General features: G+C 70.3%; 13 protein-coding genes. 7 read left to right on the top strand and 6 right to left on the bottom strand.

Translation table 11 applies throughout. From position 1 onward, the window contains the following. Positions 1–73: 73 nt before the first annotated feature. From secD to relA, 4 genes are all read left to right on the top strand, one after another. The gene (gene secD, locus AB0I06_RS25100; RefSeq protein WP_363121091.1) at positions 74–1,840 is read left to right on the top strand and encodes a protein translocase subunit SecD; all 1,767 of its coding nucleotides are present in this window, start codon (positions 74–76) and stop codon (positions 1,838–1,840) included. Position 1,841: 1 nt separating this feature from the next. Beyond that, a complete protein-coding gene (gene secF / locus AB0I06_RS25105; RefSeq protein ID WP_363121092.1) occupies positions 1,842–2,960 on the top strand; it encodes a protein translocase subunit SecF in 1,119 nt (372 codons plus the stop codon). Then, positions 2,957–3,496, top strand: a complete 540-nt coding sequence (locus AB0I06_RS25110) for an adenine phosphoribosyltransferase (RefSeq protein WP_363121093.1) — start codon at positions 2,957–2,959, stop codon at positions 3,494–3,496. Before secF ends, AB0I06_RS25110 begins: the two co-directional genes overlap by 4 nt. A 203-nt stretch (positions 3,497–3,699) precedes the next feature. Continuing rightward, positions 3,700–6,219 (top strand): GTP pyrophosphokinase, encoded by a 2,520-nt coding sequence (gene relA, locus AB0I06_RS25115; RefSeq protein WP_363121094.1) that lies wholly within the window; start codon positions 3,700–3,702, stop codon positions 6,217–6,219. A 74-nt stretch (positions 6,220–6,293) separates the two neighbouring features. Here the strand turns inward: relA and AB0I06_RS25120 are convergent, their stop codons facing one another. Together AB0I06_RS25120 and AB0I06_RS25125 are read right to left on the bottom strand one after the other, a co-directional pair. Further along, positions 6,294–7,523 carry a DUF349 domain-containing protein gene (locus tag AB0I06_RS25120; RefSeq protein WP_363121095.1) on the bottom strand — a complete coding sequence of 410 codons (1,230 nt, stop codon included), beginning with the start codon at positions 7,521–7,523 and terminating at the stop codon, positions 6,294–6,296. Positions 7,524–7,659: 136 nt separating this feature from the next. Continuing rightward, on the bottom strand, positions 7,660–8,505 hold the full coding sequence (locus tag AB0I06_RS25125; RefSeq protein WP_363121096.1) for a peptidylprolyl isomerase: 846 nt from the start codon (positions 8,503–8,505) through the stop codon (positions 7,660–7,662). Positions 8,506–8,672: 167 nt separating this feature from the next. On the opposite strand from AB0I06_RS25125, the gene AB0I06_RS25130 reads away from it, so the two are divergent. Continuing rightward, on the top strand, positions 8,673–9,380 hold the full coding sequence (locus AB0I06_RS25130; RefSeq protein ID WP_363121097.1) for an MBL fold metallo-hydrolase: 708 nt from the start codon (positions 8,673–8,675) through the stop codon (positions 9,378–9,380). Between the two features lie 11 nt (positions 9,381–9,391). Beyond that, complete coding sequence (hisS, locus tag AB0I06_RS25135; RefSeq protein WP_363121098.1) at positions 9,392–10,654, top strand: histidine--tRNA ligase; 1,263 nt, start codon at positions 9,392–9,394, stop codon at positions 10,652–10,654. Positions 10,655–10,708: 54 nt separating this feature from the next. Here hisS and AB0I06_RS25140 read toward each other — a convergent pair whose 3' ends face one another. The 4 genes from AB0I06_RS25140 to AB0I06_RS25155 are packed head-to-tail and all read right to left on the bottom strand — an operon-like array spanning position 10,709 to position 14,230. Then, the gene (locus tag AB0I06_RS25140; protein WP_363121099.1) at positions 10,709–11,335 is read right to left on the bottom strand and encodes a response regulator transcription factor; all 627 of its coding nucleotides are present in this window, start codon (positions 11,333–11,335) and stop codon (positions 10,709–10,711) included. Further along, on the bottom strand, positions 11,332–12,519 hold the full coding sequence (locus AB0I06_RS25145; RefSeq protein ID WP_363121100.1) for a sensor histidine kinase: 1,188 nt from the start codon (positions 12,517–12,519) through the stop codon (positions 11,332–11,334). The genes AB0I06_RS25140 and AB0I06_RS25145 overlap by 4 nt, the downstream gene beginning before the upstream one ends. Next, positions 12,516–13,361 (bottom strand): ABC transporter permease, encoded by an 846-nt coding sequence (locus AB0I06_RS25150; RefSeq protein ID WP_363121101.1) that lies wholly within the window; start codon positions 13,359–13,361, stop codon positions 12,516–12,518. The genes AB0I06_RS25145 and AB0I06_RS25150 overlap by 4 nt, the downstream gene beginning before the upstream one ends. Then, positions 13,358–14,230 carry an ABC transporter ATP-binding protein gene (locus tag AB0I06_RS25155; protein WP_363121102.1) on the bottom strand — a complete coding sequence of 291 codons (873 nt, stop codon included), beginning with the start codon at positions 14,228–14,230 and terminating at the stop codon, positions 13,358–13,360. Before AB0I06_RS25155 ends, AB0I06_RS25150 begins: the two co-directional genes overlap by 4 nt. A gap of 143 nt (positions 14,231–14,373) precedes the next feature. On the opposite strand from AB0I06_RS25155, the gene AB0I06_RS25160 reads away from it, so the two are divergent. After that, positions 14,374–15,030, top strand: coding sequence for a vitamin K epoxide reductase family protein (locus AB0I06_RS25160; RefSeq protein ID WP_363121103.1), 657 nt, complete (start codon positions 14,374–14,376; stop codon positions 15,028–15,030). Positions 15,031–15,051 lie beyond the last annotated feature (21 nt).

Below are 15,051 nucleotides of genomic sequence, written 5' to 3' on the forward strand. Positions count from 1 at the left end.
GAATCCCGACACCATGTCATGGCCGCCCGTCCGCCGATCCGGAGCGAGGTGGCCCGAGAGGGAGTACGAGAAGGTGGCCACACCTAAGAAGGGCAGGAGCGCGAGCGCCCAGAGCAAGCCGTGGCGCTCGCTGGCCCTGATCCTGATCGCCATCGCGGCGCTCACCGGTGGGATGTTCGCCTCGGGGCACACGAAGCCGCGTCTCGGCATCGACCTTGCCGGCGGTACGAGCATCACGCTCCGCGCGGTCCCCGAGGCCGGCAACGAGTCGGCGATCAACAAGACCAACATGGACACGGCCGTCTCCATCATGGAGCGCCGTGTCAATGGTCTGGGCGTCTCCGAGGCCGAGGTCCAGACGCAGGGCCGCGACAACATCGTCGTGAACATCCCCAAGGGGACCAACTCCGAGCAGGCCCGCAAGCAGGTCGGCACCACCGCCAAGCTCTACTTCCGCCCCGTCGTCGCCACCGAGGTCTCCGGCGGCAAGGGCGCGCCCAGCCCGTCCCCGAGCCCCACCGGCAACCCCTCGGGGCAGCCGTCCGGCAAGGCGTCCGACAAGCCCGAGGCCACCGACAAGAACTCCGCCTCGCCGTCCGCCACGCCCACCACCCAGGGCCGCGCGGTCACCGACGCGCTGAAGGCCGACGCCACGCCGTCCCCGAGCGCCTCCGACAAGGGCAAGGCCAGCCCCTCCCCGTCGGCGAGCGGCGGCACCGCCGATGCGGACACGAAAGCGCTTCAGGCGAAGTACGCCGAGCTCGACTGCACGAACGCCAAGACCCGCTCCAGCGTGGGCGACGGCGTCAAGGCCTCCCAGCCCACCCTCGCCTGTGGCAAGAACTCGGGCGGACAGTGGCAGAAGTACATCCTCGGCCCCGCCGAGGTCGACGGCACCGACGTCGACAAGGCCCAGGCCACCCTGGACACCCAGCGGGGCGCGGGCTGGACGGTCCAGATGGACTTCACCGACGGGGGCGCCAAGAAGTTCGGCGACATCACCGGCAAGCTGGCCCAGAACCAGCCGCCGCAGAACCAGTTCGCGATCGTCCTGGACGGCGACGTGGTCTCCGACCCGTCCGTCAATCAGGCGCTGACGGGCGGCAACGCCGAGATCTCCGGCAACTTCAACCAGCAGTCCGCGCAGGAACTGTCCAACATGCTGAGCTACGGCGCCCTGCCGCTGACCTTCAAGGTCGACAGCATGACGACCGTGACCGCCGCGCTCGGCGGTGACCAGCTGGAGGCCGGTCTGATCGCCGGCGCGATCGGTCTCGCGCTGGTCGTCATCTACCTGCTGGCCTACTACCGCGGTCTGTCGTTCGTCGCGATCCTCTCGCTGCTGGTCTCCGCCGCCCTCACCTACACGCTCATGGCCCTGCTCGGCCCGGCCATCGGCTTCGCGCTGAACCTGCCGGCCGTCTGCGGTGCCATCGTCGCCATCGGCATCACGGCGGACTCGTTCATCGTCTACTTCGAACGCGTCCGGGACGAGATCCGCGAGGGCCGTACGCTGCGCCCCGCCGTCGAGCGGGCCTGGCCCCGCGCTCGGCGCACCATCCTGGTCTCCGACTTCGTGTCGTTCCTCGCCGCCGCGGTGCTCTTCATCGTCACCGTCGGCAAGGTGCGCGGCTTCGCCTTCACGCTCGGCCTGACCACGCTGCTCGACGTCGTCGTGGTCTTCCTCTTCACCAAGCCGCTGCTGACCCTGCTGGCCCGTCGCACCTTCTTCGCGAGCGGCCACAAGTGGTCCGGCCTCGACCCGAAGAGCCTGGGTGCCCAGCCGCCGCTGCGCCGCACCCGCCGTCCCTCCGCCCCCGTCGAGACGAAGGAGGCGTGAGATGTCGAAACTCGGCAACCTCGGCGCCCGGCTGCACCGCGGCGAGATCGGCTACGACTTCGTCAAGAACCGCAAGATCTGGTACGGCCTGTCTATCCTGATCACCATCACGGCCATCGTCGGCCTGGCGGTGCGCGGCCTGAACATGGGCATCGAGTTCCAGGGCGGTGCCGTCTTCACCACCCCGAAGAACATCAGCGTCTCGGTGTCCCAGGCCGAGGAGTACGCGGAAACGGCCTCCGGCCACGACGCGATCGTCCAGAAGCTCGGTGACGGCAGCCTGCGCATCCAGGTCGCGGGCATCGAGACCGACAAGGCCAACCAGATCAAGAGCCAGCTCTCGGACGACCTCAAGGTCGACGCGGAGCAGATCAACGCCGAGCTGGTCGGCCCCAGCTGGGGTGAGCAGATCGCCAACAAGGCCTGGCAGGGCCTGGGGATCTTCCTGATCCTGGTGGTCATCTACCTGGCGATCGCGTTCGAGTGGCGCATGGCGGTCGCCGCGTTCGTCGCCCTGATCCACGACATCACGATCACGGTCGGCATCTACGCCCTGGTCGGCTTCGAGGTCACCCCGGGCACGGTGATCGGTCTGCTGACCATCCTCGGCTACTCGCTCTACGACACGGTCGTGGTCTTCGACAGCCTCAAGGAACAGACGCGGGACCTCACCAAGCAGACCCGCTGGACCTACAGCGACGTCGCCAACCGCTCGATCAACAGCACCCTGGTCCGCTCCATCAACACCACGGTGGTCGCCCTGCTGCCGGTCGCGGGCCTGCTGTTCATCGGTGGCGGTGTCCTCGGCGCCGGCATGCTGAACGACATCTCGCTGTCGCTGTTCGTCGGCCTCGCGGCCGGTGCGTACTCCTCGATCTTCATCGCCACCCCGCTCGTCGCCGACCTCAAGGAGCGCGAGCCGGCGATGAAGGCCCTGAAGAAGCGCGTCCTGGCCAAGCGGGGCCAGTCCGCCGCCAAGGGCGAGCCCACCGAGGCGCAGGACGGCCACGAGTCGTACGCCGACGAGCCCGAGGACGCCGCACCCGCGGTCGTCGGGCCGCGCAACCAGCCCGCCTCCCGCAACCGCGGCCGCGGCCGCCCCTCGGGGAAGCGCCGATGACCGACATCAGGGAACTGCTGCTCAGCCGCATCCGTGACGTGGCCGACTACCCGGAGCCGGGGGTGATGTTCAAGGACATCACCCCGCTCCTGGCGGACCCGGCGGCGTTCACCGCGCTGACCGACGCGCTCGCCGAGATCGCCGAGCGCACCGGCGCCACCAAGGTCGTCGGCCTGGAGGCCCGGGGCTTCATCCTCGGCGCCCCGGTCGCCGTCCGCGCCGGCCTCGGCTTCATCCCCGTACGCAAGGCGGGCAAGCTCCCCGGAGCGACCCTCGCCCAGGCCTACGACCTGGAGTACGGCTCGGCGGAGATCGAGGTGCACGCCGAGGACCTCGCCGCCGGCGACCGCGTCCTGATCGTCGACGACGTCCTCGCCACCGGCGGTACCGCCGAGGCCTCGGTCCAGCTCATCCGCCGGGCCGGCGCCGACGTGGCGGGTCTCGCCGTCCTCATGGAACTCGGCTTCCTGAGCGGCCGCGCCCGCCTGGAGCCGGCGCTGAACGGTGCTCCGCTGGAGGCGCTGCTCACGGTCTAGCGGCCGCGCAGCCGTCCCGGCGGGGAACGGCACGACACAGCGGAGGCGGGCCCCGGAGGAATCCGGAGCCCGCCTCGTGCGTTGTCCGCGTTTCCGGGTAGACGGTCCTCACATTGGCCTGAAGGCGATCCTGGAGCTCAGGATCGCTACCATGGGGGTCCGGAGCCTGACCGGGGGACCCGGATCGCGCACGAGGAGCCCTCTTGCCAGACGAGGCCCAGCACCTGACCGCCGCCAAGCCCGAGTCCGCCTCGGCAGCCGCGGCGAAGCCCGCGCCGAACGCGCCTCACGCGAAGAACGACACCCGCGGGCCGGTCGAGCACGCCCAGGCGGCGCCGGCCGACAAGTCGGAAGAGCAGTCGCGGCCCAAGCCCACCCCGCCGCCCGCGGTGCGGCAGAGCGCCGGACAGCCGGCCCGCTCCGGCTCCTCCAACCGCGTCCGCGCCCGTCTGGCCCGGCTCGGCGTGCAGCGCGCGAACCCGTACAACCCGGTGCTGGAGCCGCTGCTGCGGATAGTGCGCGGCAACGACCCGAAGATCGAGACGGCCACGCTCCGCCAGATCGAGCGCGCCTACCAGGTCGCCGAGCGCTGGCACCGCGGCCAGAAGCGCAAGAGCGGCGACCCGTACATCACGCACCCGCTCGCCGTCACCACCATCCTCGCCGAGCTGGGCATGGATCCGGCCACGCTGATGGCCGGCCTGCTGCACGACACGGTCGAGGACACCGAGTACGGCCTCGACGACCTGCGCCGCGACTTCGGCGACGTCGTCACCCTGCTCGTCGACGGCGTCACCAAGCTGGACAAGGTCAAGTTCGGCGAGGCCGCGCAGGCGGAGACCGTGCGCAAGATGGTCGTCGCCATGGCCAAGGACCCGCGCGTCCTGGTCATCAAGCTCGCCGACCGCCTGCACAACATGCGCACCATGCGCTACCTCAAGCGCGAGAAGCAGGAGAAGAAGGCGCGCGAGACCCTGGAGATCTACGCGCCGCTCGCCCATCGCCTGGGCATGAACACCATCAAGTGGGAGCTGGAGGACCTCGCCTTCGCGATCCTCTATCCCAAGATGTACGACGAGATCGTCCGGCTGGTGGCCGAGCGGGCGCCCAAGCGCGACGAGTACCTGGCCATCGTCACCGACGAGGTGCAGCAGGACCTGCGCGCCGCCCGCATCAAGGCGACCGTCACCGGCCGCCCGAAGCACTACTACAGCGTCTACCAGAAGATGATCGTCCGCGGCCGTGACTTCGCGGAGATCTACGACCTGGTGGGCATCCGCGTCCTCGTGGACACCGTCCGCGACTGCTACGCGGCCCTCGGCACGGTGCACGCGCGATGGAACCCGGTCCCCGGCCGGTTCAAGGACTACATCGCGATGCCCAAGTTCAACATGTACCAGTCGCTGCACACGACGGTCATCGGCCCCGGCGGCAAGCCCGTCGAATTGCAGATCCGCACCTTCGACATGCACCGCCGCGCCGAGTACGGCATCGCCGCGCACTGGAAGTACAAGCAGGAGGCCGTCGCCGGCGCGTCCAAGGTGCGCTCCGACGCCCCCAAGTCCTCCGGCAAGGGCAAGGACGACCACCTCAACGACATGGCGTGGCTGCGCCAGCTGCTGGACTGGCAGAAGGAGACCGAGGACCCCGGGGAGTTCCTGGAGTCCCTGCGCTTCGACCTGTCCCGCAACGAGGTCTTCGTCTTCACCCCCAAGGGCGACGTCATAGCGCTCCCCGCCGGTGCCACCCCGGTGGACTTCGCCTACGCGGTGCACACCGAGGTCGGCCACCGCACCATAGGCGCCCGCGTCAACGGCCGGCTGGTCCCGCTGGAGTCCACCCTCGACAACGGCGACCTGGTGGAGGTCTTCACCTCCAAGGCGGCCGGTGCCGGCCCCTCCCGCGACTGGCTCGGCTTCGTCAAGTCACCGCGCGCCCGCAACAAGATCCGGGCCTGGTTCTCCAAGGAGCGCCGCGACGAGGCGATCGAGCAGGGCAAGGACGCCATCGTCCGCGCCATGCGCAAGCAGAACCTGCCGATCCAGCGCATCCTGACCGGCGACTCCCTGGTGACCCTCGCGCACGAGATGCGCTACGCCGACATCTCCGCCCTGTACGCGGCGATCGGCGAAGGCCATGTCTCCGCGCAGAACATCGTGCAGAAGCTGGTCCAGGCCCTCGGCGGCGAGGAGGCCGCCACCGAGGAGATCGACGAGTCGGTCCCGCCGGCCCGCGGCCGCAGCCGCAAGCGCCGCTCCAGCGCCGACCCGGGCGTCGTCGTCAAGGGTGTCGACGACGTGTGGGTCAAGCTGGCCCGCTGCTGTACGCCTGTCCCGGGCGACCCCATCATCGGCTTCGTCACCCGTGGCAGCGGCGTATCGGTTCACCGCAGCGACTGTGTGAACGTCGACTCGCTGTCCCGCGAGCCCGAGCGCATCCTCGACGTCGAGTGGGCGCCCACCCAGTCCTCGGTCTTCCTGGTCGCCATCCAGGTCGAGGCCCTGGACCGCTCCCGTCTGCTCTCGGACGTCACCCGCGTGCTGTCCGACCAGCACGTCAACATCCTGTCCGCGGCCGTGCAGACCTCCCGCGACCGGGTCGCCACCTCCCGCTTCACCTTCGAGATGGGCGACCCGAAGCACCTCGGCCATGTGCTGAAGGCGGTCCGGGGCGTGGAGGGCGTCTACGACGTGTACCGGGTGACGTCGGCGCGCAGCAAGTAGCCGCCCGCCCAGCGACCGCACGAAAGGGGGGCTTCCGTACGAGGTGTACGGAAGCCCCCCTTCGCGTCGGCTGATCAGCCGCCGAACTCCTGCAGACCCTTCAGCGCCTGGTCCAGCAGCGCCTGACGGCCGTCGAGCTCACGCTGGAGCTTGTCGGCCTTGGCGTTGTTGCCCTGCGCGCGGGCCTGCTCGATCTGGCCCCGCAGCTTGTCCACCGCGGCCTGGAGCTGGCCGGTCAGACCCTCGGCACGCGCACGCGCCTCCGGGTTCGTCCGGCGCCACTCGGTCTCCTCGGCCTCCTGGATCGCCCTCTCGACCGCGTGCATCCGGCCCTCGACCTTGGGCCGGGCGTCGCGCGGCACATGACCGATGGCCTCCCAGCGCTCGTTCAGGTTCCTCAGGGCGGCCCGGGCCGCCTTCAGGTCCGTGATCGGCAGGAGCTTCTCGGCCTCCTCGGCCAGCTCCTCCTTGAGCTTGAGGTTCTCCGACTGCTCGGCGTCCCGCTCGGCGAAGACCGAGCTGCGGGCCGCGAAGAAGACGTCCTGGGCGCCGCGGAAGCGGTTCCACAGGTCGTCCTCGTGCTCGCGCTGGGCGCGGCCCGCGGCCTTCCACTCGGACATCAGCTCGCGGTAGCGCGCGGCCGTCACGCCCCAGTCCGTCGAGTTCGACAGCGCCTCGGCCTCGGCGACCAGCCGTTCCTTGGTCTTGCGGGCCTCCTCGCGCTGCGCGTCCAGCTGCGCGAAGTGCTGCTTGCGCCGCTTGGAGAACGCCGACCGGGCGTGCGAGAACCGGTGCCACAGCTCGTCGTCGGACTTGCGGTCCAGACGCGGCAGACCCTTCCAGGTGTCCACCAGCGCCCGCAGCCGCTCACCGGCCGCCCGCCACTGGTCCGACTGCGACAGCTCCTCCGCCTCGGCGACCAGCGCCTCCTTGGCATGCCGGGCCTCGTCGGACTGCTTCGCGCGCTGCGCCTTGCGCTCCTCGCGGCGCGCCTCCACCAGCTCCACGAGCTTGTCCAGCCGGACCCGCAGGGCGTCCAGGTCGCCCACCGCGTGATGCGCGTCGACCTGTTCGCGAATGTGGTCGATGGCGGCCTGGGCGTCCTTCGCCGACAGGTCGGTGGTCTTCACTCGCTTCTCGAGGAGGCCGATCTCGACAACCAGGCCCTCGTACTTGCGCTCGAAATAGGCCAGCGCCTCATCGGGGGAGCCTGCCTGCCAGGAACCGACGACCTGCTCGCCGTCGGCCGTACGCACGTACACGGTCCCCGTCTCGTCGACGCGGCCCCACGGGTCGCTGCTCACAGCGCCTCCTCCACATGATGCCTGCGAGGGGCCTGAAGCTCCCCCGGGCATCGTCCACAGTTTCGTCACGGCCAACATAGGCGACCGGCGGGGGGCGTGTCCGCATCCCGCGCGACCGAAATTTCGCAGTTGGGGCTCAGGATTCCGTGATCGTGGCCTTGTTGATCACGACCGTCGCGTTGGGCGCCGTATTGCCCGTCTGGGGGTCGGGTGCCTGCGCTCCCGCCTTGGCGATCTTCTTCAGGACCTTCATGCCCGCCTCGGACACCGTGCCGAACGGTGTGTAGTCGGGCGGCAGCTGACTGTCCTGGTAGACGAGGAAGAACTGGCTGCCGCCGCTGTCGCGGCCCTGCTTCGTCTGCGCGTTGTACTGGTTCGCCATCGCGACCGTGCCCGCCGGGTACACCCCGCCCTTGAGGCTCTTGTCCTTGAGATTCTCGTCCGGGATGGTGTAGCCCGGTCCGCCCATGCCGGTGCCCTTGGGGTCGCCGCACTGCAGGACGTAGATGCCCTGGTCGGTGAGCCGGTGGCACTTGCTGTGGTCCAAGTAGCCCTTGCCGAGCAGGAAGTTGAACGAGTTGACGGTGTGCGGCGCCGCCGACGCCTTCAGCGCGACGTCTATCTCACCGCACGTCGTGTCCAGCTTCATCGTGTACTTCGCCGACGTGTCGATGGTCATCGCCGGTTCCTTCTTCCAGGTCTCCGACTTGACCTTGCCCGGGGCCGGCTTCTCGCACGGGTCCGGGGCCTTGCTGGGCGTGGCGCTCGGCGTGACCTCCGCGTTCGCGTTCTCCTTCGTGCCGTCGTCCTCGAACGGCTTGGTCAGGAAGACCGTCACCGAGAGCACCACGATCACGCCGAGAGCCGAGGCGATCACGGAGTTGCGGATACGGGCCTTGCGTCGCGCGTCCGTGCGTCGCTGCTGCTGCCGCAAGAACTTCTCCCGGGCGAGCTGACGCCGCCGCTGTTCCTGGCTGACCACCGGGTTCTCTCCTCATGGGTCTCGAACGTCGACCGGTACGCGTGCGTCCTGTGTGCCGAGCGCCTGCGTGTGCCCCGTACCGTATATGGGTTCGCTGAGGAATCGGCAGCGCCGGTAGGCTCTGTGAGCAGCCGTAGCCGCCCGTATCGACACAACGAAGGACGATCGTGCTCATTGCCGGGTTCCCCGCCGGGGCCTGGGGGACGAACTGCTACCTCGTCGCCCCCGCCGCCGGTGAGGAGTGCGTGATCATCGACCCCGGCCATCAGGCCGCCGACGGCGTCGAGGAAGCGATCAGGAAGCATCGCCTCAAGCCCGTGGCGGTCGTCCTCACCCACGGCCACATCGACCATGTCGCCTCGGTCGTCCCGGTGTGCGGCGCGCACGACGTGCCGGCCTGGATCCACCCCGACGACCGGTACATGATGAGCGACCCCGAGAAGGCGATCGGCCGTTCCATCGGGATGCCGCTGCTGGGCGAACTGACCGTGGGGGAGCCCGATGACGTCAAGGAGCTGGCCGACGGGGCGAAGCTGGAGCTGGCGGGCCTGGAGCTGTCCGTCGCGCACGCGCCCGGCCATACCAAGGGGTCGGTGACCTTCGGCATGCCCGAGGCGGCGGACATCCCGCCGATCCTGTTCTCGGGCGACCTGCTGTTCGCCGGCTCCATCGGACGCACCGACCTGCCCGGCGGTGACATGGCCGAGATCCTCGAGTCGCTGGCCCGTGTGTGCCTGCCGCTCGACGACTCGACCGTGGTGCTGTCCGGCCACGGCCCCCAGACGACCATCGGCCAGGAGCGCGCCACCAACCCGTATCTGCGGCAGGTGGCCGCCGGCCAGGGAGCATCCCCGGCTCCCCGACGAGGAATGTGACGAGACCTTCCGTGAGCACCTTCAAGGCCCCCAAGGGCACCTACGACCTGATCCCGCCGGACAGCGCCAAGTACCTCGCCGTCCGTGAGGCGATCGCCGCGCCGCTGCGCAACTCCGGCTACGGCTACATCGAGACGCCCGGCTTCGAGAACGTCGAGCTGTTCGCGCGCGGGGTCGGCGAGTCCACCGACATCGTGACCAAGGAGATGTACGCCTTCGAGACCAAGGGCGGCGACCAGCTCGCCCTGCGCCCCGAGGGCACGGCCTCCGTCCTGCGCGCGGCGCTGGAGGCCAACCTGCACAAGGCCGGCAACCTCCCGGTCAAGCTCTGGTACTCCGGCTCGTACTACCGCTACGAGCGCCCTCAGAAGGGCCGCTACCGCCACTTCTCCCAGGTCGGTGCCGAGGCGATCGGCGCGGAGGACCCGGCGCTGGACGCCGAGCTGATCATCCTGGCCGACCAGGCCTACCGCTCACTGGGCCTGAGCGACTTCCGGATCCTGCTCAACAGCCTCGGCGACAAGGAGTGCCGCCCGGTGTACCGGTCGGCGCTCCAGGAGTTCCTGCGCGGCCTCGACCTGGACGAGGAGACCCTGCGCCGCGCGGACATCAACCCGCTGCGCGTCCTCGACGACAAGCGCCCGGAGGTCCAGAAGCAGCTGGCCGACGCCCCGCTGCTGCGCGACTACCTGTGCGACGCCTGCAAGGCGTACCACGAGGAGGTCCGTGAGCTGATCACGGCGGCGGGCGTGGCCTTCGAGGACGACCCGAAGCTGGTGCGCGGCCTGGACTACTACACCCGCACCACCTTCGAGTTCGTCCACGACGGCCTCGGCTCGCAGTCCGCGGTGGGCGGCGGCGGCCGCTACGACGGCCTCTCCGAGATGATCGGCGGTCCCGCGCTGCCGTCCGTCGGCTGGGCGCTCGGCGTCGACCGTACGGTCCTCGCCCTGGAGGCGGAGGGCGTCGAGCTCGAACTGCCCGCCACCACCAGTGTGTTCGCCGTCCCGCTCGGCGAGGAGGCCCGCCGGATCCTGTTCGCCAAGGTCACCGAACTGCGCAAGAACGGCATCGCGGCCGACTTCTCGTACGGCGGCAAGGGCCTCAAGGGCGCGATGAAGAACGCCAACCGCAGCGGCGCCCGCTACACGGTCGTCGCCGGCGAACGCGACCTCGCCGAGGGCGTCGTCCAGCTCAAGGACATGGAGTCGGGCGAGCAGACGGCGGTGGGCGTGAACGAGATCGTGGCGGAGCTGGAAGCCCGGCTCGGCTGAAACACCTCGCACAGCCCCGTACACGAGGAAGGCGCCGGTCGTACGGCGCCTTCCTCACTGCTCCAGCAGTCCCAGCCGCAGGGCGCTGGTGACCGCAGCGGTCCGGTCGTCCACTCCCAGTTTGGCGAAGGCCCGCAGCAAATGCGTCTTCACCGTCGACTCCCCGATGAACAGCCGCCGCCCGATCTCCGCGTTCGTGCAGCCCTCGGCCACCAGCCGCAGCACGGCCGTCTCGCGCTCCGAGAGCCGTGGCCGTTGCGGCTTCGTCCTCAGCCGGTCGACCAGCCGGGCCGCCACCGACGGCGCCAGGACCGTCTCGCCGCGCGCGGCGGCCCGCACCGCCTCCGCGAGTTCCGCTCGCGGCAGGTCCTTCAGCAGGTAGCCCGCGGCCCCGGCCTCCACCGCCCGCAGGATGTCCCGGTCCGTCTCGTACGTCGTCAGGACCACCACTCGGCAGGGCAGTCCGGCGCCGGTCATCCGCACGATGGAGTCCACGCCCGAGCCCCCCGGCATCCGCAGGTCCATCAGCACGATGTCCGGCCGCAGTTCAGCCGCCAGGGCCTCCGCCTGCGGCCCGCTGGACGCGTCGGCGACGACCTCCAGGTCTGACTCCGCGCTGAGCATGGCCCGCAGCCCCTCCCGTACGACGGGGTGGTCGTCGGCCAGGATGATCCGGATCACGGGGTCCCCCCTGGTACGACGGGCAGCCGGACGGTCACGACGGTGCCGTCGCCCCGGGCGCTGCGCACCTCGGCGGTGCCGCCCACTTCGGCGGCCCTGGCCCGCAGCCCCGCGAGCCCGTATCCGCCGCGCACGGCAGCGGGATCGAAACCGCCGCCGTCGTCCCGTACCGACACCGTCAGCGAGTCGTCGGCGTACGCCAGCGACACGTCGACCGCCACCGGACTCCCCGCGTGCTTACGGACATTGGCCAGCGCCTCCTGGCAGGCGCGCAGTGCGACCACCTCCGGCCCGGCCGGCAGCGTCCGCACCGGGCCGGTCACCTCCAGTACCGCGTCATGACGCCCGGCCAGCCGCCGCAGCGCGTCCGGCAGGGACGCGCCGTCCAGGTCGGCGGGCGCGCCCCCGGCGACCAGGGCCCGGGCCTCGGCGAGATTGCGCCGGGCCGTCTCGTCCATCAGCCGCAGGTGGCGCCGCGCCTCGGGCACGTCGTGCTCCAGCTCCGCCTCGACCGCCTGGATCAGCATCACCACACTGGTGAACCCCTGCGCCAGCGTGTCGTGGATCTCCCGTGCCAGCCGCTCCCGCTCGGCGAGCGCCCCGTGCGCCTCGGACAGCCGGGCGACCTCATGGCGGCTCGCGTCCAGCTCCGCGATCAACTCGGCCCGCTCCTGGCTCTGTTCGATGATCCGGATGATCCAGACGCCGACCGCCACCGAGAACACCAGGGCGACCACCGAGAACAGCGCGTCGAACGTCACCTCCCGGGCCCCGGGCCACCACAGCAGCGCCCAGCCCGCCATGGGCACGAGGTTCATCACGGCCACCGCCACCAGCGCCGAGCGCAGCCGCAGCGTCATGAAGCACTGCGGGATCAGCGCGAAGGTCAGCACCCGCGTCTCACCGGCGAGCACCGCCGACGGCAGGAACAGCGCCAGCGCCGCCGCCAGATAGCCGATCGCCTGCCGCTGGTCGGGCGGATCGCCCCGGATCAGACGCCGTCCGGCCAGCACGTACAACGGGACGAGCGGCACGAGCAGCGCCGCCGCGACCGCGCGCAGCGGCCAGGCGGGCTGATCCGTGGCGAGCACGTAGGCCACCGTGGCCATCCAGATCAGCGCGAAGTACGTGTCCCACAGCCGGAACGAGCGCTCCCAGTGGTAGGCGCTCGCGGCATCGCTCATCCGGTGCGCCGGTCCTTCCAGCGGAATGTCAGCAGACACAGCGCCAATCCTCCGGCGCACCACGCCGCCAGCACCAGAGCCACGCGCCCCGGCTCCCAGCTCCCCGCCTGCTCCAGCACCTGCGCCGACTCCGGCAGGAACACCCCGCGCAGCCCCTGGCACATCCACTTCAGCGGGAACAGCGCCCCGATGTTCAGCATCCAGTCCGGGACGGTGCCGATCGCGATGTAGACCCCGGAGATGAACTGCAGCACCAGGAAGGGCAGCACGACCACCGAACTCGCGCTGTTCGCGGAGTTCGGGACCGAGCTGACCGCGATGCCGAGCAGCGCGCAGGCCGTGATGCCCAGCACGAAGACCCACGCCAGGTCGAACCAGCGGCCCGCGTCCGTCGGCAGGTCCACGCCGTAGCAGGTGGTGCCGACGAGGAGCAGGACCGCCGTCTCCAGCAGGCCGGTGAAGACAACCAGCCAGATCTTGCCCAGGAAGTAGGCCGCCGGCGGCATCGGTGTGCCCCGCAGCCGGCGCAGCACCTTGTCCTCGCGCTCGATCGCGATCGAGACGCCGAGCGCCTGGAAACTCGTGGACATGATGCCGGCGGCCATCATCGCCGGGACGTACAGCTGCGAGGCGGTGATGCCCGCACCCTCCACGTCGTCCCGGAAGATCGAGGCGAACAGGAACAGCAGCACGACCGGGAAGGCGAACGTGAACACCACCTGGTCGCGCTGGCGGAAGAACTGCCTGATCTCCAGGGCGCCCCGCGCCGGCCCGAGCCGCCACGCGCCGGGCAGCCGCCCCACGCCCGCCTCACCGCGCTCGCGTACGACCGTCGTGGTCACCGCGCCTCCTCCTGAGACTGTCCGGTCAGCCGGAGGTAGACGTCCTCCAGCGTGGGGCGGCTCACCGTCAGCCCCGGGATCTCGCCGCCGAAGCGACGGCTGAGCTCCGCCACGGTCCGGGCCGGCGTCCCGGTGCGCATCGCGCGCGGGGTGCCGTCCGGTTCGCTCCAGGCGACGGTGGCTTCGCTGCCGTACCGCTCACGCAGGGCTGAGGGTTCTCCCTCGGCGACGATCCGGCCCCGGGCGACGACCGCCAGCCGGTGCACGAGGGCCTCCGCCTCCTCCAGGTAGTGCGTGGTCAGCAGGACGGTCGTGCCGTCCCCGGCCAGGGCGCGGATCAACGACCAGAGCTGCCGCCGGGCCGCCGGGTCGAAACCGGTCGTCGGCTCGTCCAGGAGCAGCAGCTCGGGGCCCCCGATGACACCGAGCGCCACGTCCAGGCGCCGGCGCTGACCTCCCGACAGAGCCTTGATCCGGCTTCCCGCCTTGGCCTCCAGACCGACCAGGGAGATGACCTCCTCCGGGTCCCGCGGCCGGGGGTAGTAGCGGGCGAAGTGCCGCACCGTCTCCCGGACCGTCAACTCGGCGGGCGCCGATTCGTCCTGCCAGACGATTCCGACACGTGAACGCCACGCGCGCGTGCCGGTCGCCGGATCCGCCCCGAGCACGGACACCTCGCCCGCGTCCCGGTCCCGGTTGCCCTGGAGGATCTCCACCGTGGTGCTCTTGCCCGCGCCGTTGGGCCCGAGCAGGCCGAACACCTCGCCCCGCCGGATGCCGAGATCGATGCCGTCGACGGCGGTCACGTCCCCGTAGCGCTTGCGCAGGCCCCGCACGTCCACGGCGAGTTCGTATCCCTGTGCTGTCATACGACGAGCGTCGGCCGGAACCCACCCCTCGGGGTCGACCGGGCGGCCGCCCTTATGTCCACTGAACGGTGGACAGGGGCACCGGTGCGGCACAATGGCCCCTGCCCGAAGATGTTCAGGTCTCAAGTGACGGAATCGGCGTGATGAGCAAGACGACAGTCAAGGACGTCTCCACCGAGCCCGAGCCGGAGCGCGCCGAGATCGCGCCCCGCGCGGAGGGCGGCAGCCGGGCCCTCGCCCTGCTGCTGGTGATCACCGGCGCGGCCGGACTGCTCGCCGCGTGGGTCATCACGATCGACAAATTCAAGATCCTCGAGGCCAAGGTCGCGGGCACGACGTTCACACCCGGGTGCAGCCTCAACCCGGTCGTCTCCTGCGGCAGCGTCATGGAGAGCAAGCAGGCCGCGGTCTTCGGCTTCCCGAACCCGATGCTCGGCCTCGTCGCCTACGGCATCGTCATCGGCGTCGGCATGAGCCTGCTCGCCCGCGCCCGCTTCCCGCGCTGGTACTGGCTCACCTTCAACGCCGGCTGCCTCTTCGGCGTGAGCTTCTGCGCCTGGCTGATGTTCCAGTCCCTGTACCGGATCAACGCGCTCTGCCTGTGGTGCAGCCTGGCCTGGGTCGCCACCATCCTGATGTTCTGGTACGTGACGTCGTTCAACATCCGCAAGGGCTTCCTGCCCGCTCCGACCTGGCTCAAGAGCTTCTTCGGCGAGTTCACCTGGGTCATGCCGGTGCTGCACATCGGCATCATCGGCATGCTGATCCTGACCCGCTGGTGGGACTTCTGGCTCAGCTGAGCCGGGCAGCTCCCGGGGCCG

Source organism: Streptomyces sp. NPDC050674 (assembly GCF_040654575.1).
Classification (GTDB): domain Bacteria; phylum Actinomycetota; class Actinomycetes; order Streptomycetales; family Streptomycetaceae; genus Streptomyces.

Coding starts and splice junctions, on each gene's coding strand:
- AB0I06_RS25160 (WP_363121103.1), top strand. CDS start 14,374: ATGAGCAAGACGACAGTCAAGGACGTCTCCACCGAGCCCGAGCCGGAG.
- AB0I06_RS25155 (WP_363121102.1), bottom strand. CDS start 14,230: ATGACAGCACAGGGATACGAACTCGCCGTGGACGTGCGGGGCCTGCGC.
- secF (WP_363121092.1), top strand. CDS start 1,842: ATGTCGAAACTCGGCAACCTCGGCGCCCGGCTGCACCGCGGCGAGATC.
- AB0I06_RS25110 (WP_363121093.1), top strand. CDS start 2,957: ATGACCGACATCAGGGAACTGCTGCTCAGCCGCATCCGTGACGTGGCC.
- AB0I06_RS25145 (WP_363121100.1), bottom strand. CDS start 12,519: ATGAGCGATGCCGCGAGCGCCTACCACTGGGAGCGCTCGTTCCGGCTG.